At 35.3% G+C, this 21,373-nt stretch carries 25 protein-coding genes and 2 pseudogenes; all 27 read left to right on the forward strand.

Annotation, left to right across the window (positions count from 1 at the left end):
* The 27 genes and pseudogenes from IPJ83_06350 to IPJ83_06480 all read left to right on the forward strand — a co-directional run bounded on the left by IPJ83_06350 (position 1) and on the right by IPJ83_06480 (position 20,780).
* Positions 1-729, forward strand: a complete 729-nt coding sequence (locus tag IPJ83_06350) for a M48 family metallopeptidase (GenBank protein MBK7880166.1) — start codon at positions 1-3, stop codon at positions 727-729.
* A 500-nt stretch (positions 730-1,229) separates the two neighbouring features.
* Positions 1,230-2,531, forward strand: a complete 1,302-nt coding sequence (locus tag IPJ83_06355; GenBank protein MBK7880167.1) for a T9SS type A sorting domain-containing protein — start codon at positions 1,230-1,232, stop codon at positions 2,529-2,531.
* Positions 2,532-2,695: 164 nt separating this feature from the next.
* A complete protein-coding gene (locus tag IPJ83_06360) occupies positions 2,696-2,899 on the forward strand; it encodes a hypothetical protein (protein MBK7880168.1) in 204 nt (67 codons plus the stop codon).
* Positions 2,900-2,928: 29 nt separating this feature from the next.
* The gene (locus IPJ83_06365; GenBank protein ID MBK7880169.1) at positions 2,929-3,669 is read left to right on the forward strand and encodes an SRPBCC family protein; all 741 of its coding nucleotides are present in this window, start codon (positions 2,929-2,931) and stop codon (positions 3,667-3,669) included.
* A gap of 166 nt (positions 3,670-3,835) precedes the next feature.
* Positions 3,836-4,066: a hypothetical protein gene (locus IPJ83_06370; protein MBK7880170.1), complete on the forward strand. Its 231-nt coding sequence runs from the start codon at positions 3,836-3,838 to the stop codon at positions 4,064-4,066.
* Between the two features lie 2 nt (positions 4,067-4,068).
* Positions 4,069-4,611 (forward strand): SH3 domain-containing protein, encoded by a 543-nt coding sequence (locus IPJ83_06375; GenBank protein ID MBK7880171.1) that lies wholly within the window; start codon positions 4,069-4,071, stop codon positions 4,609-4,611.
* A 28-nt stretch (positions 4,612-4,639) separates the two neighbouring features.
* Positions 4,640-5,017, forward strand: coding sequence for a hypothetical protein (locus tag IPJ83_06380; GenBank protein MBK7880172.1), 378 nt, complete (start codon positions 4,640-4,642; stop codon positions 5,015-5,017).
* Positions 5,018-5,028: 11 nt separating this feature from the next.
* Positions 5,029-6,282, forward strand: coding sequence for a hypothetical protein (locus IPJ83_06385; protein ID MBK7880173.1), 1,254 nt, complete (start codon positions 5,029-5,031; stop codon positions 6,280-6,282).
* Positions 6,282-7,202 (forward strand): hypothetical protein, encoded by a 921-nt coding sequence (locus tag IPJ83_06390; GenBank protein ID MBK7880174.1) that lies wholly within the window; start codon positions 6,282-6,284, stop codon positions 7,200-7,202. The genes IPJ83_06385 and IPJ83_06390 overlap by 1 nt, the downstream gene beginning before the upstream one ends.
* Before the next feature lie 12 nt (positions 7,203-7,214).
* Positions 7,215-9,730: pseudogene (locus IPJ83_06395) on the forward strand (Hsp70 family protein).
* Between the two features lie 3 nt (positions 9,731-9,733).
* Positions 9,734-11,512, forward strand: coding sequence for an AAA family ATPase (locus IPJ83_06400; protein ID MBK7880175.1), 1,779 nt, complete (start codon positions 9,734-9,736; stop codon positions 11,510-11,512).
* A 17-nt stretch (positions 11,513-11,529) separates the two neighbouring features.
* Complete coding sequence (locus tag IPJ83_06405; GenBank protein MBK7880176.1) at positions 11,530-12,060, forward strand: TerB family tellurite resistance protein; 531 nt, start codon at positions 11,530-11,532, stop codon at positions 12,058-12,060.
* On the forward strand, positions 12,053-12,352 hold the full coding sequence (locus IPJ83_06410; protein ID MBK7880177.1) for a hypothetical protein: 300 nt from the start codon (positions 12,053-12,055) through the stop codon (positions 12,350-12,352). Before IPJ83_06405 ends, IPJ83_06410 begins: the two co-directional genes overlap by 8 nt.
* Before the next feature lie 12 nt (positions 12,353-12,364).
* On the forward strand, positions 12,365-12,700 hold the full coding sequence (locus tag IPJ83_06415; GenBank protein ID MBK7880178.1) for a hypothetical protein: 336 nt from the start codon (positions 12,365-12,367) through the stop codon (positions 12,698-12,700).
* A gap of 57 nt (positions 12,701-12,757) precedes the next feature.
* The gene (locus IPJ83_06420; GenBank protein ID MBK7880179.1) at positions 12,758-13,897 is read left to right on the forward strand and encodes a beta-lactamase family protein; all 1,140 of its coding nucleotides are present in this window, start codon (positions 12,758-12,760) and stop codon (positions 13,895-13,897) included.
* A 14-nt stretch (positions 13,898-13,911) separates the two neighbouring features.
* Positions 13,912-14,091 (forward strand): hypothetical protein, encoded by a 180-nt coding sequence (locus IPJ83_06425; protein MBK7880180.1) that lies wholly within the window; start codon positions 13,912-13,914, stop codon positions 14,089-14,091.
* Positions 14,092-14,140: 49 nt separating this feature from the next.
* The gene (locus IPJ83_06430; GenBank protein MBK7880181.1) at positions 14,141-14,974 is read left to right on the forward strand and encodes a restriction endonuclease; all 834 of its coding nucleotides are present in this window, start codon (positions 14,141-14,143) and stop codon (positions 14,972-14,974) included.
* 13 nt (positions 14,975-14,987) lie between these two features.
* A complete protein-coding gene (locus IPJ83_06435; protein MBK7880182.1) occupies positions 14,988-16,040 on the forward strand; it encodes an adenine-specific methyltransferase EcoRI family protein in 1,053 nt (350 codons plus the stop codon).
* 203 nt (positions 16,041-16,243) lie between these two features.
* Positions 16,244-16,546 carry a hypothetical protein gene (locus IPJ83_06440; protein ID MBK7880183.1) on the forward strand — a complete coding sequence of 101 codons (303 nt, stop codon included), beginning with the start codon at positions 16,244-16,246 and terminating at the stop codon, positions 16,544-16,546.
* Positions 16,547-16,709: 163 nt separating this feature from the next.
* Entirely contained in the window at positions 16,710-17,393 is a 684-nt protein-coding gene (locus IPJ83_06445) for a YafY family transcriptional regulator (protein MBK7880184.1), read from the forward strand.
* Positions 17,394-17,483: 90 nt separating this feature from the next.
* Complete coding sequence (locus IPJ83_06450) at positions 17,484-17,813, forward strand: hypothetical protein (GenBank protein ID MBK7880185.1); 330 nt, start codon at positions 17,484-17,486, stop codon at positions 17,811-17,813.
* 19 nt (positions 17,814-17,832) lie between these two features.
* Positions 17,833-18,318, forward strand: a pseudogene (locus tag IPJ83_06455) (DUF1905 domain-containing protein).
* Between the two features lie 217 nt (positions 18,319-18,535).
* Positions 18,536-19,006: a transposase gene (locus IPJ83_06460; protein MBK7880186.1), complete on the forward strand. Its 471-nt coding sequence runs from the start codon at positions 18,536-18,538 to the stop codon at positions 19,004-19,006.
* Between the two features lie 92 nt (positions 19,007-19,098).
* Entirely contained in the window at positions 19,099-19,329 is a 231-nt protein-coding gene (locus IPJ83_06465) for a hypothetical protein (GenBank protein ID MBK7880187.1), read from the forward strand.
* 10 nt (positions 19,330-19,339) lie between these two features.
* Positions 19,340-19,648 carry a hypothetical protein gene (locus IPJ83_06470; GenBank protein MBK7880188.1) on the forward strand — a complete coding sequence of 103 codons (309 nt, stop codon included), beginning with the start codon at positions 19,340-19,342 and terminating at the stop codon, positions 19,646-19,648.
* A 17-nt stretch (positions 19,649-19,665) separates the two neighbouring features.
* Positions 19,666-19,869, forward strand: coding sequence for a hypothetical protein (locus IPJ83_06475; protein MBK7880189.1), 204 nt, complete (start codon positions 19,666-19,668; stop codon positions 19,867-19,869).
* A gap of 530 nt (positions 19,870-20,399) precedes the next feature.
* Positions 20,400-20,780, forward strand: coding sequence for a DUF2199 domain-containing protein (locus tag IPJ83_06480; protein MBK7880190.1), 381 nt, complete (start codon positions 20,400-20,402; stop codon positions 20,778-20,780).
* Positions 20,781-21,373: the final 593 nt, after the last annotated feature.

The raw sequence follows: 21,373 nt of genomic DNA on the forward strand, positions 1-21,373 counted from the left end.
ATGGAAGAAGTAAAGGTTTTACATATCACTTCTCAACTTTCTATTGATGTTGTTCGCAAAGACATCAAGAATATGCACTTGGCTGTTTATCCGCCAACGGGCAGGGTTCGTATTGCAGCACCTTTGAGAATAGATGATGAAGCCGTGAGACTTTTTGCTATTTCAAAAATCAGTTGGATAAGAAAGCACCAACGGAATTTTTTAGCACAAGACCGACAACCACCAAGACAATTTAAAGAACGAGAAAGCCACTACTTTCAAGGCAAACGCTATCTGTTAAGAATTATTGAACACGAAACACCTGCCAAAGTAGTGTTCAAAACAAAGACATATATTGACTTACACGTAAGACCAAACAGCACAACAGAACAACGACAAATCATCATTAACGAATGGTATCGGACAGAGTTAAAAAAACTCATTCAGCCTATCATTGACAAATGGGAAAAACAAATTGGCGTTACCGTTGACGACTGGCAAGTAAAACAAATGAAAACCAAGTGGGGAACGTGTAACATTGAAAAAAAGAGAATTTGGATTAACCTTCAACTGGCTAAAAAACCAATCCATTGTCTAGAATACATCATCGTTCACGAAATGATACATTTATTAGAACGACACCACAATGACAGATTCCTGAGCTTGATGGAAAAGTATATGCCACAATGGAAGTTTTATAAAGAAGAATTAAATCGTTTACCAGTAAGTCACGGAGAATGGACATACTAACAAATAGCCCACGCATTTTGCAAGCACATTGCCAAAGCCGCACCAGCCAACGCTGCAACCAAAGCTTTGTCAAAGAGCTTGCAAAGCCAACGCAGAAGAAAAAGAAATTTTAAAAAATGCCCCACCGCACGACAAAAGACAATGAAAAACGCAACAACAAATAGACCGACAAACCACGACAGACAAGGAAGCACAGGTGGTAACAGGCGTTTGGCTCAATGGCGGGTGACGTGGTTAATTGAACATTCTACCTCGCATCAACTTTTGTGGTGTATTGACAGTTTTGTGCTCCGAAATCCGCCACTGCGCCAAGCGCCAAAACGTTATGGGCAAGTTTAAACGACACGGAGGACAGACCAGAGAGTCAAAAAAATATTATATAATTGTTTTTTGAATCAATGACAAATCCTTAATTTTGCAATTCAATAATGGAGACCAGCGACCATTAAAAAACGGGGCGAAACCGAAAAGCCAAACGAGTAGGAAGATAAACAAATGAAATGAGAAAATTAATACTCTTAACGACAACTTTGGTTTCAATTTTATCGGCCAATGCTCAAACATGGTCTAAGCTATCCACTAATTTTGACTCTTTATGGACAAGTTCTGTAAAATATTTCAACAAAGGTGACACTTTAATCTATTACGGTAGTACAACTGGAACTGGTTCTTTTAATGCAAAAAGATTTTACGTCTCAACAAACGGAGGGCAGACTTTCACAAGAGACTTCACAGCTTTAGATGCCATAGGTTATACACCAATTTTTGGGCTACCAATTAATAATATGATTATTGGATTCCAAAATATACCTAATGATGGTTCTTACTCTTTTCAAGGACTAAATAACTGGACTAGTATTTTACCACAAGGAGTAGGGATTTATGGTGAAGTGAATGCGGGTACTTTATTATGGAATGCAGGAAGCGGAAGCACCACACTTCGAACAATGACAACTACAGGAGGTAATTTAACTGTTGTTGCAAGCGGAAGTAGTGGCATTGATTTAGTTTGTTCATACAATAAAGGCAACCGATTATTTTTAGGTGGTGGCAGTAATAACGTAATTAAGTATGTTGACAATGGAAATTTTGCAAATATTCAAACAAGTACAATAGCTTCACAAGGTAGCGGCAGTGATGTTGTGCGTTTCTTTGAGGCAGGAGCAAATCTTTTTGCTGTTGTAGATGCTGGCACTAATAAATTATTTAAAAGCACAGACAATGGTGTAACTTGGACAATAGTTAACACAACTTACAACAGCTCACCGCTGACAAGTTCATTTATTATTGGAACACCAAACGGAAATATTTTTTTCTTGGAAACAAGTACTGGGACATCCGACAATGTTTTTTTAAGCACAGATGGTGGAGCAACTGCTGTTAAAATTCCAAATGGACTGCCTACAAATGGAATTCATATTGGCCCTACAATTGGTAAAATACTTACGAATGGTAATAAAGTTTGGTATCAAGTATGTGCAGCAAATACAGTTGATTTTGTAAGAACTGACACTTCCATTGCAGGACTTTATGTTTTCAATAGTAGTTCAACTGGTATTGACCAATTAGTAAAAGATGACATGTTTTCTGTTTATCCAAACCCTACTGCTAATTCTATCTTAATTAAAAGTCATTTGTCAATTTTAACTTATCAAATCACAAACACACTTGGACAATTGATAAAATCCGACAAATTTACTAACGAACCAATAGACATAAGTAATTTGAAGAATGGAATTTATTTTATAACGATAACTACTTCAGACAGAAAAATAGTTTCAAAGAAAATACTGAAAGAGTAATAAAACCAGCCCATAACAGCACCTACAAGAAATTGGCGGTTCAGTGGTTAAATGAAGCTTTGTGCTTCGTATCAAGTTCAGTGGTGGCAGAAAGTTTACGGCTTCGAAATCGCCAACTTCTTGTAGCTGCAAAACGTTATATGCCACTTTAGGACGACACGACAATGAAAGAACAAATAGAAAATATATTGCCAACTGACGACAAAAAACGAAAATGGATTTCGGTCGGACTGACTGTTATCATTTCAGGACTTTTGACAATTTGGGGCATTTACGGAATTGGACAATATGGAATTGCCTTGTTTATTTTAACACCTCTATTGATTGGTGCGGGTTCGACAATTTTATACGGACTGAAAAAGAGATAACAAAAAAGGAAGCGTGGCAAATTGGCTTTTTGACACTTGGAATTTTTACGGCAGGACTTTTAGTGTTTGCAATTGAAGGTGTAATCTGCATTGCAATGGCTGCACCAATTGGACTTTTGTTGACTTGGGTTGGGAGTTTAATTGGCTATGCAATAGTCAACAAGACACCAAACAACGCACCAACGACAATGCTAATTTTAATCGGTATCATTCCGACAATGGCGTTTATAGAAAAAGACAACGAACCGACTTTGACTTCGGTTGTAACTTCAATAGAGATTAACGCAGACCCTCAGACAGTTTGGAAAAACGTTGTTGAGTTTCCGCAACTTGACGAGCCGACCGAATTTATTTTTAAGACTGGAATTGCATATCCAATAAACGCAAAAATTGAAGGAACAGGAGTTGGAGCGGTTAGACATTGCAACTTCACGACAGGAAGTTTTGTAGAACCAATAACCGTTTGGGACGAACCACGACTTTTAAAATTTGACGTAGTAGAACAACCCGAACCAATGAAAGAATTAAGTTTTTGGGACATTGACGCTCCTCACTTACACGACTATTTTGTTTCTAAACAAGGACAATTCAAACTGACAGAATTGCCAAACGGAAACACGCTTTTAGAAGGCACAACTTGGTATTATCACAACATAAGACCGACATTTTATTGGCAAATTTGGAGTGACCATATCATTCACAACATACACGAACGAGTTTTGACACACATAAAGAGAAACGCTGAAAATGAAAAGAAAAGCGGCATATAACACGGGTTTTGCGTCAGGCGGGCTGACGTGTGAATTTGGAGCTTTGTACTTCTAATAAACTTTGGTAATAAATTTAAAATTTGTGCTTCGAAACCCGCCCTAACGCAAAGCCCGAAACCGTTACCTGCAAGCCTAAAGAACGAACCGAGTAAAAATGAACAAGAGAATGAAACAGAAAATAAGGACAGAAAAAGTAAATATTCAGACAGCCGACTCTAAAGCCAACGCTTCTGTATTTTTATTTTTTCCCACCGCACATTTTTTAAAAACAATTTTAGCCAGCCGCACAAATGGCACATTTGGTTTTGCCCGACACACAAGCCGACCCTTCGCAAAACCAAAAGAGCCATTTTTTGCCAACGCACCGACAGTACAAATAAATTCAATAAACTTGTAGCTATGAAAAAACTAATCTTCTTAACTTTATTTTTACTGACAGCATCAATTGGTTTCAGCCAATCATACTTAGGCTGGGTCACTAAACAAGTCAATTTCCGTGAAGGACCGGGTAAAGATTACGGTGTAATATCATCGCTTAAACAGGGTACACAAATTTTCATCGTATCACTTGAGACTGAAAATGATTTTTATAATATCATTGACATTGCAACCGACAAAGAAGGTTATATACATAAGTCCTTTGTAAAACTTGGTGAGATTGTAGAGAAAAATGAAAGAGGTATGTTTACTCCAAGTGGTAAGACTTCCACTTACAATCCCGAAATTGAAATATTCAATAATACCTCAATGACACTTACTTTAAAATTAAATAGCGAAACTTATTCGTTCTCACCAAAACAAAAAAGAACAATTACACTAAGTCCAGGAACATATAATTATCGTGCTTCTGCACCAGGTGTAATACCTAACATAGGCACAGAATATATGGAGAGCAATATGGGCTACACTTGGCAATTTTACATAGTAACCGAAAGAAGATAATATGAACACAATCATAAATAAAATGTAAATGAAACTGATTCAAGACAATCCATATAGAATTGCGGGCATTCTTGCTAACTCTTCTGAAAAAGAACTTCAAAAACAGAAAAGTAAAATTACCAAGTACGCTAGTATTGGGAAACAAGTCGATTCTGAACTTGATTTCCCATTTTTTGGCAATGTTGATCGCTCAGAAAACTCAATCACAAAGGCATTTTCAGGTATTGAGCAGAATCAAGACAAGGTAAGTCATTCATTGTTCTGGTTTCTTAAATCGAATAATTTTGATGAAACGGCTTTTAACTATCTAATTAATGGTGATAAAGAAAAAGCGGTTGAAATTTGGGACAAAGTGACTAACGGAAAAGAAGTAACATCAAAAACTTCTCGTGTTTCAATAATATAGGTACGCTTAAATTGCTTAGTGAATCTCAACAAGAAATTCAAGAAGGTATTGAAGCCAAAATCAAGCTAATTGATTCACCAAGTTTTACCGAATTTGTTCATACTGTTGCAGACCAAACTTACACTATAGACAACCAAAAGCAAACTGAAAAATTTATAGATGATATCCTCAAACAATTTAAAGGAAAGTATTCTAGTTCGGACACTTTAAAGCTTTTCAGCAATTGTAATGGTATTACAAAGAAGTATTTATCGCAAAAATTCACTGAAGAACCTCTACACAAAATTGAAAGCCAAATAGAAACTTGCAAAAAGAAACGTAAGGAAAACAAAAGCAATGCATATGAATTTGGCTTAAAATTATATACTAACACAAAAGACGAATTAGCGTTACTAAAATCTATACTTGGCATAAGCGATTTAAAATATAAAGCACTTGCAGACCAGTTAGCAAATGAAATAATGCAATGTGGAATTGATTATTTCAATGAAAGTCAAGAAAACAATTCTCGTGATAATTATCTTGAATCCTCCCAAAAACTAACAAAATTAGCCGACTCAATAGCTGTTGGGAAAATGGCTAAAGACCGTGCAAAAGATAGCCTTGCATCTCTTGAAGATATGAAAGACCGAGAGATAAATAAGGCTATTGCTATACTAAACTCTATTAAATTAGCTTACGATAAGGCAATAAGTGAAATTGATGCCCAAGTCCTAAAAATGACAATGCAAATGTCATATAATCAAACAATCAACTATTCTAAGGTTGATAAAATGAAGGAAGATTGTTTAAATTGGAATAAAGTCGTTGAAGTTGTTAGCGAAGGCATAACTATTAATGACGTTGAAATGATACAACGCTGCTCAAACCAATCAAAAGTTTCGGAATATAAAAACCTAGTAGACTTTTTGATTAGCAAACTTGGACCAATTCAAATAAACCAAATAAAGCACATATGCTATTGGAAAGATGTAAGAGCAGCCCAAGCAAAATCTACAGCAAAGCAAGTTGGTAAAACTATCAGCACAGCTACAGATGGTTGTTATATTGCTACTATGGCTTATGGAAATTATAATCTTCCCCAAGTAATTGAGTTAAGGAATTTCAGAGACCAATTTCTTAGCAAATCTGTGTTAGGGCGTAGCTTTATAAGAATTTACTATAAATACTCTCCTATTTTAGTTGAAAAACTTAGAGATAACCCTAAAACAAACAAGATAATTCGCAAACTTTTAGACCAGCTAATCAAAACAATCAGGAAATAATGAAAAAAATAATACTAATAGTTGCCTTGTTCAGCACAACAACACTTTTTGCTCAAACGCAGAATGATAACTCGCTTGTTATTGATATAACAGCTATACAAAAAACTATTGAAAAGCAAAAACAGGAAATAGATGGATTAACCTCGAAAGTAAAAAGTCAGCAATCGACAATAACACAACAACAAAACATTGTCATCGACTTATCAAGTAAAGTCGACAGTTTAAGCAGCCTTATTGAAACAAACCGAAGCAACATCAATACAATAGCAGATAATTTAGGAACGAAAATCCAAGAAACAGGTCAACAAGCCGAAACCAGAATTTCGGAACTTGGTGGTGATGTAGAGAAAAACAGACTTTATTGGATTATTGCTTCTTTAGTAACTCTACTTCTTGGTGCAATGATGTATTTGTTCTTGGGTAAGCGAATAAAGTCAAGCCAAACAGATGTTGAAACTCAAATCAGAAACACCAAGAAATCTTTAGAAGAAGAAAGTTTGAAGCTTGATAACAAACTCATTGAAGTCCTAGAAACTCAATTAAAGGTTCAACAGGAAGAGTCCAAAAATCAACCAACAACAACTTCTGATAAAACAGACCATTCACTTGCCCTTAAAGTTGCTGATGAAATAGTGAGAATGCATAAAAATATTTCAAAAATGGACTCAAATATAAAAGGACTTAAACCTGTAGAAAAAGGAATTGAAAGGATTCAAGCCAATTTTGCAGCAAACGGGTACGAAATGATTAATCTGCTTAATCAAGAATATGATGAAAGAATTAATTGTGATGTTATTAATTTTACTACTGACGAGACTCTTCCAAAAGGAACAAGAATTATAAACGCAATTATCAAACCGCAAGTAAACTACAACGGAGTCCTAATTCAAAGGGCACAAGTTGATGTTTCACAAAATTAAATATTTAACAAAATGGCAAGAACAAAAATTGATTACGGCATTGACCTCGGCACAACAAATTCTGCAATTTCCAGAATGGAAAATGGCGAACCTTTAATAAAAAAAACAAATAAAGGCAAAGATACAATGGCATCTTGTGTTGCTTATAATAAGAAAGGAATCCTAGTAGGAGACCCAGCACACGCTGCTTATAGAAGTGAAAAAGAAAGGGCACTTTCTGAAGACTTTGAGAGCAACGCTTTTATTGAATTTAAAAGGACTATGGGTACTGATAAAAAGTATCCGAGCTCCTTTGCTGAAAAGGAATTAAGTTCTGAAGAGCTGTCGGCAGAAGTTTTAAAAACACTAAAGTCATTTATTACAGACGAAAATTTCTCATCTGTAGTAATTACTGTGCCCGCTGCTTTCAAAAACAATCAAATAGATGCGACTAGAAGGGCAGGTAAATTGGCGGGTTTTAGTCACATTGAAGTACTTCAAGAACCAGTCGCTGCATCAATGGCTTACGGCCTAGAGAGTAAAAGTAAAAACGGGTTTTGGTTAGTATTTGATTTTGGTGGTGGAACTTTTGACGCAGCTTTATTAAAAGTTGAAGATGGCATAATGAAAGTAATCGACACAGAAGGAGACAACTATTTAGGTGGAAAAAATTTAGATTTAGCAATTGTTGATGAATTGCTAATACCTCACATTCAAGAAAAGTTTGACATATCTAAACTTTTGTCAAATGAGAAGAAGAAGCAAAATTATAGAGAAGCCTTAAAATCTTATGCAGAAGAGTTAAAAAATGAATTGTCATTTCAACCAGAATACAATCTTTATAAAGAAGATAGATGTGGAATCGATGACGAAGGTGAAGAAATTGAAATTGATCTTACTGTAACACAAGAGCAACTTAAAAAAGTTCTAGCACCAATTTTTCAAAAAGCAATTGATTCTAGTCTGACTCTTTTGAAAAGAAAAAATCTCAAAGGCAGTTCTTTAGATTCTCTAATTTTAGTTGGTGGTCCTACATTGTCTCCAACATTGAGAGAAATGTTAGAAAAACAAATTTGCAAACCAGATACAAGTGTTGACCCAATGACTGTGGTTTCAAAAGGTGCTGCCCTTTATGCTTCAACGGTTGAATTGTCTGAACAAATAAAGGAGCAAACACGAGACAGAACAAAAATTCAGCTTGAAATTGGACACGAATCTTCGACAGTAGAAACCGAAGAATTTGTAACACTTAAAATTTTAGAAGATAAAACAGAAGGAGAAATTCCAGAAAAGGTTTTTGCCGAAATCAAAAGGAGCGATAATGCTTGGTCAAGCGGAAAAGTTGAAATCAACGCAATCGGTGAAGTAATAGATGTGCAATTGAACGAAGGGAAAACCAATGTTTTTGAAGTGACCCTTTATGATAACAAAGGTAACTTATTGGAAAGCGAGCCTAATACCTTTAATGTAATTCAAGGTTCAAAATTGGTAACGCAACTCTTCCATATAATTGGGGAATTGAAATCAAACTTAAGTCAACAGGTAAAATTGTGTTTAAAGAAGTTCCAGGACTAGAAAAGAATAAATCTTTACCAGCGATTGGTACGAAAAACGGATTAAAAACTCAAAAGCAGATTCGCCCAGGAATGGATTCCGATTTTATCAAAATTCCTATTTACCAAGGCGAACACGGAGCGGACGGAACTAGATCTTTGTACAATGAACACGTTTATGATATTATTATCAGTGGCTCTGATTTACCGGCTTTATTACCAGAAAATTCTGACGTTGACTTAACTATAAGCATTGATAAATCACAACTTGTTTCTGTTCAGGCATACTTTCCATATTTAGACCATACTTCCGAAATTGAAGTTCCGACTGACACCGTTCAGTCAGTTGACACTAAATGGTTATCGAATGAAATAAAAAAGGCAAAAGGGGCGGTTTCGGAACTGAAAAGTGATGGCGACCATTCTGATGATGCGAAGCTGAAAAAAGCAGAGACAGAGTTAGAGAAAATTGAAAAGTCATTTGAAAACAACAAGAATGATGTTGACGGTAAGCAAGAAGTATTAACCAATCTGCGAAAGACACTTAAAACCATTGATGAACTTAATGAAACTACAGAATGGCCCAAGTTAGAAGCCGAATTGAAAGAAGAATATTATAGACTCGAAAAGGCTAACAAAGAACTTGGCAATGATAAGACTGCACAAGTGGTTAATCAAATTAAACACCAATTGGAAGAAGTAATCAAGGTTAAGGATGTGAAACTTGGAAATGTTTTATTAGATGAAATTAATAGCTTTTTCATCCAATTAACATTCATTTACCAATTGATTGGTTTTATAAGACAACATAATCAAAACTTTGGATCTTACAGATGGAGAGACCCAAATAAAGCGAGAACACTTTTAAATCAAGGGTTGCAAAAAATCGGTGAAAGTCCTGATGTTGATGAATTGCATCCGATTGTGATTGCAATAATAGATTGTTTATATCCTGAAGACAGACCAAGTGGTGATGATTCAGTATTAGTAGGATAAATTATGAATATCACAAATCACATATTATCTAATGGTCAAGTAATTGAAGACAAGTACACCGTAACTTTCTTTTTGAAAAAAGGAAGTTACGCAGAAACTTATCGAGTTAAAGACAAACAAAAGACAACCAAGCTTTTGAAACTCTTCTCATATTCTAAATTGCATAGAACTCAATTTGACCAAAGTGGTGATGTGCTAGAAATAGAAATTCTGAAAAAGTTGAAACACCCGAATATTGTCAAACTAAGTGACAGTGGTGAACTTCTTATAGAAAACCAAAAATACGCTTACGCCATTTTAGACTTTATAAGTGGTGAAACCCTTGCTGACAAAATGAAAAGGGAACAAACCTTTAATGCATATGAAGCAAAGGACATAATTCTTGGGGTGCTTAACGGTCTAAATTACTTACACAATCAACAAAACCCAATTATCCATAACGATGTAACCAATTTGAACGTGATGATGGATTTATCGGGACAGGTATCAGTTCCCAAAATAATAGATTTTGGCTATGCAAGATTTTTGGTCCAATCAAATAAAGATTTTCAAAAAGATGCTCTTAATCCTTTCTATTCTGCCAACGAAACATTTAACAAAGTCTTTTCTGTTCAAAGTGATATATTCTCGGTAGGTGCTTTGTATTATCATTTATTAGTTGGACTACCGCCTTGGTTTGTGGAATTGTCCAAATTCAAATCTGATACAGTAAGATTAGAAGATGCAATTTTGAAGGAGCGAGAAAAACCCTTACAAGTTGTTAGTTCAAAATCCAAGATTGAAGCCAATACTTTCAACATCATTGCAAAAGCCTTACAACCTAATGCAGAGAATAGATTCAAGAACTTGAAAGAATTCATACAGGCTGTTAATGGTGAAATCGTAGTTGAAAATTCTGTTCTTGAAAAATCTGCACAATCAACTCAAACCTTGAAGACTGTAAAAAAAGGCGAAGGCTTCAAATCAATTGCTGGAATGCAAGCACTCAAAGACACCATCAAATTAGATGTTATTGACGCTTTGAATGAGAAAGAAAAGTATGCTGAATATGGATTAACAATTCCAAACGGAATGCTTTTATATGGCCCTCCAGGTTGCGGAAAAACATTCTTTGCAGAAAAGATGGCAGAAGAGATAGGGTTCAATTTTTATCAAATTAAACCTTCCGACATTCAAAGCAAATGGGTAAATGCTTCACAAGAGAATATTAAAAACCTTTTTGATGAAGCAAGAAAAAACGCCCCAAGTATCATTTTTATTGACGAATTAGATGCTTTAGTTCCGAACAGAGACAATTCAAGTGTCAACCATATGAATACAAGTGCTGTGAATGAATTTTTAGCACAAATGAATAATAGCGGTGATGACGGAGTTTTTATTGTAGGTGCGACAAATCGGCCAAACTCAATAGACCCAGCAATTTTACGAGCAGGGAGATTAGACAAACACGTTTATTTGCCACCACCAGACTTTGAAGCAAGGGAATTAATGTTCAAGCTCTATTTAGAGAAAAGACCAACCGATATAGGTTTAGACTATGCTGAACTAGCAAAGGCTACTGAAAACTATGTTTCAAGCGACATCAAATTTTTATGTGATGAAGCTTCAAGAATGGCATTGCGTTCTAAGTCAAGAATAACAAAAGAAATATTGATAGAAACTATAAAATCGAACAAACCTTCAATCTCTTTATCAGAACTAAACAGTTACATAGAAATCAGAGCAAAAATGGAAGGTCAACAATCAAATAATAACGAACGACCAAGAATTGGTTTTAAATAAAATAAACAGAAAAATTTATGGACACAATAACTTTTGACAAACTTTTGCTTAAAACAGCATTTTGCTGTATGGCATCAGACGGAAATATTGATGATAGGGAAATTTCCCTTATAAAATCAATGTGCGAAAAATCTCCATTATTTGCCAATTTCAACTTTCAAGAAGAAATCAATTTGCTTGTTGGTAAAATAAACGGTGGTGGAAAAACCTTTTTTCAATATTATTTTGACTTGTTAAAGCAAACTCAACTTAATGAACAAGAAGAACTGACTCTGATTGATTTTGCAATACAAACAATTAATGCAGACGAACAAATCGAGTATTCAGAAATCAAGTTTTTCAAAAACATTCGACACCGTCTAAATGTAAGTGATGAAAAAATATTAGCTCTTATCCCAGACATTGAGCAATATTTGGAAGACGACATAATTACTGATACTTTCCTTGACAAAATCACAAGTCAGTATTTTGAAATTTCTGAACTACCGCAGTTTGACTTAATTGGTATTGCTGACAATTCACAAGACAATAATAAACGTGATGAATAATGCTATAAAAATAGTATTAGCGATTTTGTTTTTTCTGTGTTTGGCGGATATGCCTTACGGTTTTTATCAGTTTGTAAGGTTCGCAGGACTAATTGGATTTGCAATTTTAGCTTATCAAGCACACGAACAAGGAAGCCAGACAGAAATGATTATTTACGGTGGACTTGCGTTGTTATTCCAACCGTTTTTCAAAATCGCACTTGGCAGACAAATGTGGAACATAGTTGACGTGGTAGTTGGAATAGGACTTCTAATATCAATATTTATGAAACCAAAGGAAAGCCCACGCTAAAAGCAAGCACATTTGCAATTCGCACAAGCCCACGCACAGACCAAAAATTGCAAAAGAGCTTGCTTTGCCAACGCAGACAAAATTGTTTTTAAAAAATTTCCCAACGCTTCAAAAAAAATAAAAATACACCGACACACAGCCCAACAAACACAGCAGACAATGACACGAAAACTCAATATTGACAAGGCTTGCAACGGCACGGTGGACAGAAGGCCAGCAGGTAACAGCGGTTTTGCAAAAAAGCGGGTTCAGTGGTTAATTGAGCATTCTACCTCGCATCAACTTTTGTGGTATGTTGACAGTTTTGTGCTCCGAAATCCGCTTCTTCGCAAAGCCGCAAAACGTTAGCGGCAACTCTTTAGCGTGACAGTGCAAACATCAACCGACAGACAAGAAATGAACAAAATGACAAAATCTATACTGACAATTTTAGCACCATCACTTTTCTTCCTTTCCTCAATCGGACAAATTACACAGACAATTGCTATAAACAAAATTGACAGTATCGTGACCGCTTACATGACTACTAATAAAATGGTTGGTGTTTCTATTGGCATTGTTAAGGACGGCAAAATTTATCTGACAAAAGGTTACGGCACAGCCGAAATCAACAAAGTAAAGGCAATAGACAGCTTGACAAATTTCCTCACCTGCTCTGTTACAAAACTCTTTACGGCAACTGCAATTATGCAACTGTCCGAGCAGGGTAAAATAGATATAAGTAAAAAACTAATTTTCTATTTACCGGACTTTAAAATGAAAGACAAACGATACAAAGACATTACAATAGAACACTTGCTTACCCATACTTCTGGGTTACATTGGGATATGGAGTTAAACCATTCACCAAACGATAGTAGTTCCCTCCGAAAATTGGTTTACAGTTTAGACAACAAAATTCTTGACTTTGCTCCGGGGACAAAATTTAATGCAACAGAAACTTATAGCAATTCTGCTTATGACATCTTAGGTTATTTGGTTCAAAAAATTTCTGGCATACAATACCAAGATTATATAACGGACAGTATTTTAGAAAAGGCTAATATGCCATCTAGTTTTTTTGACTACACTGTAATTCCAATTGACAGAAGAAGTTCCCCTCATATTCTAAAAGGAAAGGTTGTTAAAGTTGGGGGTATGTATTCCGAAAATGTCGAGCATTCTCCAAGTGCTAATTTAAATTCATGCTCCATTGACTTGTGTAACTGGATAATGCACAATTTGAACATTTACAATAATCCCATCACATCCAATGGTGTTCTGCAGAACAGCACTTTGCAAAATATGTGGACTCCAAGAAATGTTGCTCCTCAAAACAAAAATGTATCAATTGGACTTGGTTGGTGGATTACTAATTCTGAAGACTTAGGAAAATATTATTGGCACGTTGGAGGTAATCCTGGTTTTTCAACGACACTAATGGTTTTTCCAGAACACAACTTTGGAATAACTGTTTTAAGTAATGGAATGTATGCAGAGCAAATAGTTTGGAATAAAATTCCGTTTGACATTATCAGTTTATTTAGAGGCGAGTGGAAAAATTAAAGAAAGTGCAAAACATGAAACAACCGACTTTCATACAGAGAAGTAGAGCAGCCGCTAACAGCACATTTGCAATAGGCGGGGTTTCGTGCTCCGCAGACAGTTTTGTGATAGCCGAAAGTTTTGTGCCCCGCATAAACATTAGTGGTAAAAGTCCCGCCCATCGCAAATCTGCAAAACGTTGGGTGCAAGCTTAAAAGACGACCGTAATAACTAACTTTGCAAGAATATAAAAAGAATTAAAAAATGGCTAAAAAGAACCAATCAACAAGACTGACAAAGCAACATAAAAAATCGCAAGGAGTAGTAGGAATCTTTGGTGATGGGGCAAAATCACACGACTTAAAAGTTGGACAAATATCAAAACTTGTAATTGAACAACTCAAAACAGAATATCCCCAATTGACTTTTCGATATAAGAAAAGCATACGGAAAGAAGAAATAAACGAAGCGTTAAAGAAAGTAGATCCTGAATTAGGGCAAACTCTTTTTGTTCCCAATTCAAGTATAATACCCGATGGCGGAATAATTGAAGTAAAAGATGATAGCGGTGAATGGAGAATAGTTTTAGTGTCAGAAGCTAAACATCAAGGAAAAGATATTGTAAACATCAGAAAAGGGAAACAAGTAGGCAAGAAAAACAATCAAGACTTAATGGCAGCAGGAAATGCTATAGAAAGGTCTCATAAAAACATATCAGAAATTGCTAACTTTATGCTTTCTGAATCTCATTTTCCTTACATTCTATTTTTAGAAGGTTCTAACTTTTTGACAGAAACAATTTCGATTGAACGACCTGATGGAAGGATTGTAACACTTGAATATAAATCAGGGATGTTAAATAGATTAGATAGACTAACTTCGGCAAATTTTGGAATGCCAATTAACACCAATTTGTGCGCGAATAAATTTGTTAAACATAAAGATAAAACGATTATGCTCCAAGCTACCTCTATCTACTCACAAGGAAAAGGAGAAAAGTGGGATAACAAGGAAATGTTTGATATAATGATTGAAATTTCTAAAACTTCACTTAAAGTTTTAGGAAGTGATTTGTTCAATCAGATAACAAAAAAATAAATAAAGAATAATCATGGCGAGAAACGCAACAAATAAATTACTGCAAAAGGCTAAGAAATCGAAAAGTGATGAGTTCTATACACAGCTTTCCGATATAGAAAGTGAATTGCAACATTATAAAAATCACTTTAAAGATAAGGTGGTTTTTTGTAACTGTGATGATGCTCGCATTAGTAATTTTTTTAAATATTTCGCTGACAATTTCAAGGAATTAGGACTAAAAAAACTGATTGCGGCTTGCTATCAAGAGCAAAAGAATGATTTATTTAATACTGAAGAAACTGAAAATGGTTTTTTCTTTGAGTATACAGGTAAAGAAGGAGAAACGTCTTCACCAAATTCTAACGACATTATTCATTTTAAAAGTGATGGTGATTTTCGTAGTCCTGAAAGCATTGAACTATTAAAGCAATCAGATATAGTTGTTACAAACCCTCCATTTTCGTTATTCAGAGAATATGTAGCTCAATTAGTAAAGTATGACAAGAAATTTTTGATAATAGGCAACATTAACGCAATTACATACAAGGAAATTTTTAAACTTATAAAAGAGAATAGAGCTTGGTTGGGAATAAATCTTGGAAGGGGCGTTTCAGGATTTATTGTCCCAGAACATTACGAACTTTATGGCACAGAAGCACGAATAGATAGTTTTGGAAATAGAATAATATCACCAAACAATTGCTTATGGCTGACAAACTTGGACAACTTCAAAAGACACGAAGACATTGAGCTAACAAAAAAATATTTTGGAAACGAGAATGAATATCCAAAATATGACAATTATGAAGGTATTAACGTTGACAAAACAGAAGACATACCATTGGACTATGACGGACACATAGGAGTACCAATAACATTTCTACATAAATTTAATCCTGACCAATTTGAACTAATTAAATTCAGGAAAGGGAACGATGACAAAGACTTATCAATAGATGGAAAATGCCCATATTTTAGAATACTAATAAAAAATAAACGAGTACGAAACATATCAAAAGACGACAGAAAGAAAGCCAGCACCCAACAGGCGTTTGGCTCAATGGCGGGTTCAGTGGTTAATTGAACATTCTACCTCGCATCAACTTTTGTGGTGTATTGACAGTTTTGTGCTCCGAAATCCGCCACTGCGCCAAGCGCCAAAACGTTATCGGCTATTTTAGAACCATCTAAAGAAATGAAGAATTTAAGCAAAGTAAATTTACTACTAGTAATAGTTATACATTTTTTAATTTTGGGTGTGAAAAGGAAAAAATTACTAATCACAGTGTGTTAGGGAATTGGAACTGGGTAAAGACATATTATGGATTTACAAATTTCTATGATACGCCAAAAACGACTGGACTTAAACGCGAACTATCTTTTGATGATTACTATTTTAGTGAATTTATCAACAATATTTTAGTTAAGAGAGAACAATATGATTTAATTATTAAAAAGGATACTATAATAACTAACATGTATCTTAAATTTGAAAGTGGGTTTGAACAAAACATCTCTTTTAGTGGTGATACATTATTGTTGTTTAATTGGTTGGGAGAAGGCTCCTTGGAATACTACATAAGAAAATAAACAGCCGATAACATGAGATTGATGCAAGCAGAGCAATCAATTTTCATTCAAGACTTGGTTGTAGTTTTGCCTACAGCTTTTCACTTTAGTCCACTATCGAAAATGCTCTGCCTGCATCAATCTCAGAAACGTTAGTGGCAAGGCTAAACAGACACCGTAACAAATGACAAGACTAACAAGACTAACAAATATTTTGCTTCACTTGCAGTCAAGACGAGTAGTAACGGCACAGGAACTTTCCGACAAGTTTGAGATTACCCAACGGACAGTTTACCGTGACATCAGAGCATTAGAAGAAGCTGGAGTTCCCATAATCGGGGAAGTAGGAAAAGGCTATTCTTTGACTGACGGTTACCAAATACCGCCTGTAATGTTTACCCAACAGGAAATAAACGCTTTGCTGACTGCACAACAATACTTTCAAAAGAACGCTGACAAGTCTGCATATAGCGACCTTACAAGCGTTGTAACCAAGATAAAAGCCATCATTCGCTATTCAGAAAAAGAGAAAGCAGAAAAGTTGGAAGAACGGCTTCATATTTTTTCAAACAAACTGACAAACGAAACCAATTGGCTTTCAACTATTCAATTAGCCATTACAAATTGCTTGTTGCTTAAAATAAAATATCACACTTTTTATTCAGACACCGTTTCAAATAGGCTTGTTGAGCCATTAGGTGTTTACCTGACCAAAGGAAATTGGGTTATGGTTGCCTTTTGCCGTTTAAGAAATGAAATACGAGAATTTCGCATAGACAGAATTTTGAACCTTGCTACCACTACAGACACTTTTCCCGACCGCCTTTTCTCACTTGAAGATTATTTTAGTTCGCATTGCGAAAAATAGTTTTTCCCTACTGACATACCTTTGTCATAACACGGTTTTAGTTTTGCAGCATAACAAAAAATTAATTAAAAAATGGAATCAAAAGCAAATATTAAAACAAGGAACAAATTACGCAATGCTACAATTATAGGGTTAGTCCCAGCATTTTTAGAGGGGCTACTCATTTATTTTGCAGACCCTAAAACCGACCATTGGGTCTTAATACAATCCGTTACGTTTTGGTTTAGCTGTGGGTTTGTAGTATATCTTGTTGAGATTGGAACAAAGAAAATTCCAACTTCCATTTTATTCACACTTATTTTGAATATACCTTGGTATATTGCTTTGACCGTTGTTGCGAACAAACCTGATCACTTAGTTCCTTTGATAGTCTCAAGTATCGTAATGGGAGCAGTCATTGGATTTTTTCAGTATGGATAAACAAGAAATTCGAAAAGTAATGTCAACCAATCCTTTGATTGATAAAGAATATCTGCTTGAAAAATATCCTGGCAAAGGCGGTTGGACTTATGCGACAATCCCCGAAGTTTGGCCCGACAAAAAATCCCCTTTTGGTTGGGTAAAAGTAAAGGGCAGTATTGACGGCTTTGAAATCAGCAAATACCATTTAATGCCGACAGGTAAGGGAAAGTTGTTTCTACCTGTAAAATCTGGAAATCAGAAAGAAAATCAAAAAGCAGGCAGGCGATTACGTTCACATCATTTTATATCCCGACAATGAACCGTTAGAAGTTCCTGAAGAGCTATTGTTGTGCCTACAAGAAGAACCAGAAGCATTACAATTTTTCAACTCACTTAGTGAAAGTGAACAACTCAACTATGTGAAGTGGATATATTCTGCCAAGACTGACCAAACGAAAGTGGACAGAATAGCCAAGACACTTGACAGACTCACAAAAATCAAAAGTATTACGACAAAGGCTGACCAAAGCCCAGCCACTAACAGCGGTTTTGCGTCACGCGGGCTGACGTGGTAAATTGAATATTTGTGCTTTTATTAACTTTGGTGCAAGGCTGAAAGTTTGTGCTTCTAATCCCGCCCGAACGCAAAGCCGCAAAACGTCAGGTTGTGAAAAAACTAATTTAAAAATAAATACTAAATTTCTTTGCTGTATAAATACTGATTTGTATTTTTATATATTATGAATCATGTAACCGGAATACCAAGATTGCAATTGCAAATGAGTTCATTGGAAGATTCCATCGATAAAGATAATTCTGTACGATTTATTGATGCATTTGTAGAACAATTAGACCTTTTGAAACTTGGTTTTGAAGTCAAAACATTAAAAACCGAAGGTCGTCCAAGTTTTGAATCTTCTACACTCTTAAAAATATACCTATACGGCTACCTCAATGGATTGCGTAGCAGTCGCAGACTTGAAAATGAATGCATCAGGAATATTGAACTCAAATGGTTAACACTAGGTTTGTCCCCAAACTATCACACTATCTCCGATTTTAGAAAAGACAATCCATTGGCTTTAAAGAATGTATTCAAATTGTTCGTTGCTTTTCTTAAAGATATCGACCTTGTGTGTGGACAAACAATTGCTATAGATGGGACTAAATCCAGGGCTCACAATAGTAAAAAAATAATTTTAATCAATTAAAAATTGATAGACAGCTTGCCTTTATTGAAGAAAAAAGCAATGAATATCTAAAGCAGCTTGAGCAAAATGACACTATAGAAGATGCAATTAAAGTGGCGAATATCCAAGATAAAATTGAGCGACTAAAGAAGAATAAAATTAAATACGAAGTATTACAAGATCAGTTAAAATCTTCAGGAGAACCTCAAGTCAGTACAACAGATCCTGATTCCAGGGCCCTTTTAGTTCAAGGTCAGGTGGTTGAAGTTTGCTACAATATACAGACAGCGGTTGATGAAAAGCATAAATTGATTGGTAGCAACTCATACCTTAAACCGAAATGACAGAAATGCAATGTCAGACATAGCTCTTGAAGCCAAAGAAAATTTGCAGCTTGAAAGTTTTGTGGCTTTATTAGACAAGGGATATCATAATGGTAAGGAAATTAAACAATGTGAAGATGCTAATATTGTAACCATTGTAGCACCTTTGGCCATAGTCAACAGCAATATACACGGAACCACTCCAGATTATGTGGTGACTAATTTTATCTATCATGAAAAAACACTGACACTTATACTTGTCCTGAAGGAAGAAACATTGAGTACCACCGGAACATGGCATAAAAAATCCGGAAGAGGAAATACGAGTCATCAATTTTAAAAATATAGAACACCAGATTGCAAAACCTGTCCGGTAAAGCATTTAGTACTGGAAGAGCAAGCGGTGGTAGAGAAATAGAGAGAAGTGAATATGCTGCTGCAGTGGAAGCCAATAATAAACGATATAAAGAAAATGCATCATTGTATCGCAAGCGTCAAGAGATTAATGAACATGTGTTCGGCACAATAAGAGAAAGTGGGGATATTATTATACCAATCTGAAAGGCCTGAAGAAAGTCAATGGAGAACACAGTCTCATTATGCTCGTTTACAACATCAAGCGATGTTTCAAAATACTTGGCGTCCCAGAGCTGATTGAAAATTAAAAAATTGGGTATCTCCTTACAAGAAAGACCCTATTTTGTTTTAAATCGGTCTATTTTAAGAACATTAGAGCAATTATTATTTACAAGATTTCAATTTGCAGCTAAGAATTAGTACTCTCAAAAGTCATCGAAATGAACTAAACAGCTTTTATGAAGCACATTTATAATATTATGAATAATAAAAAGAGTTTTTTCACAGTCTGACGTTAGCAGTAACTCTGAAAGACGAAACCACGACCAAGACAATTAGAAAATGAAACTATTCTCATTTTTAAAGAAAGACAACACCAAGCCGACATACACGTGTTCTTGTTGCGGACAGGTTTGAGACGAGATACCTCTTTGCTTTGGGTCTGACTATCCAGATTATTACTTTTCTGTTCCACCAAACGAACGAGAAAAACGAATTGAGCTTAAAGAGAGTTTGTGTGTGGTGGATTCGAACAACATTTCTTTCATCGTGGTAGGCTGACAATTCCAATAACTGACCATACAGAGAATTTAATTTTTAACGTGTGGACATCAATCAGCGCGGACAACTTTGGAAAACGAATGGACTTGTGGGAAGACCCAAACAGGACGAAAGAAGAACCATATTTTGGTTGGTTACAAACAACCGTTCCGACCTATGGCGACACTTTAAATATCAAGACAATTGCGATAGAACAAGAAGTTGGAGTAATTCCAGAAATTAAATCAATTGAAGAAGGACATCGTTTAACAATTGACCAAAAAACGGAATTACATACAAAGAGAGCGGTAGAAATAGTGGACGAAATAATTAGACGACAGCACAATGCAAATTAACACTTCGACAGACAGAAGAGCTAATGCTAACAGCACATTTGCAATAGGCGGGGTTTCGTGCTCCTTGACAGTTTTGTGGTAGCCGAAAGTTTTGTGCTCTGCATGAACATTTGTGGTGAAAAGCCCGCCCATCGCAAATCAAAACGTTAATTCCAATTTCAAGAACTAAATCAATTAACAAAACGTTAAGTTTAAGATATAAACAGTCAAAAAGACAATAAAAAGCCCACGACCACCCATCGAAATGGGGACGCAGGCCCTTCTAACTAGAAAATTAGGCCCGCAAAAGTAAGGTTTTTAAAATTGCTTTTACCTGTTTCGTTAACAATTTTTTTATCATTAAAATTATTTAAAAATGAAACATTTTTCTTCTTTCAAAACAAACACTGGCTTGACACTCAAAAAACCGAATTTAATTAATGGATGCTTATTAAGAATAGGTCTATGACCGCATTAACCTATTTAACAGTTTCTTTTATTGTTTTTTCATTAATTGGATTGTCTTCCTGCACAAAGTCCGAAAGTACATCTGGGACTAATGTTACAGTTATGAACTTTGGCTCAGCAATGGAAAAAGTTAATAAGCTGATTGA

This window comes from Candidatus Vicinibacter proximus, assembly GCA_016713905.1.
Taxonomy (GTDB): domain Bacteria; phylum Bacteroidota; class Bacteroidia; order Chitinophagales; family Saprospiraceae; genus Vicinibacter; species Vicinibacter proximus.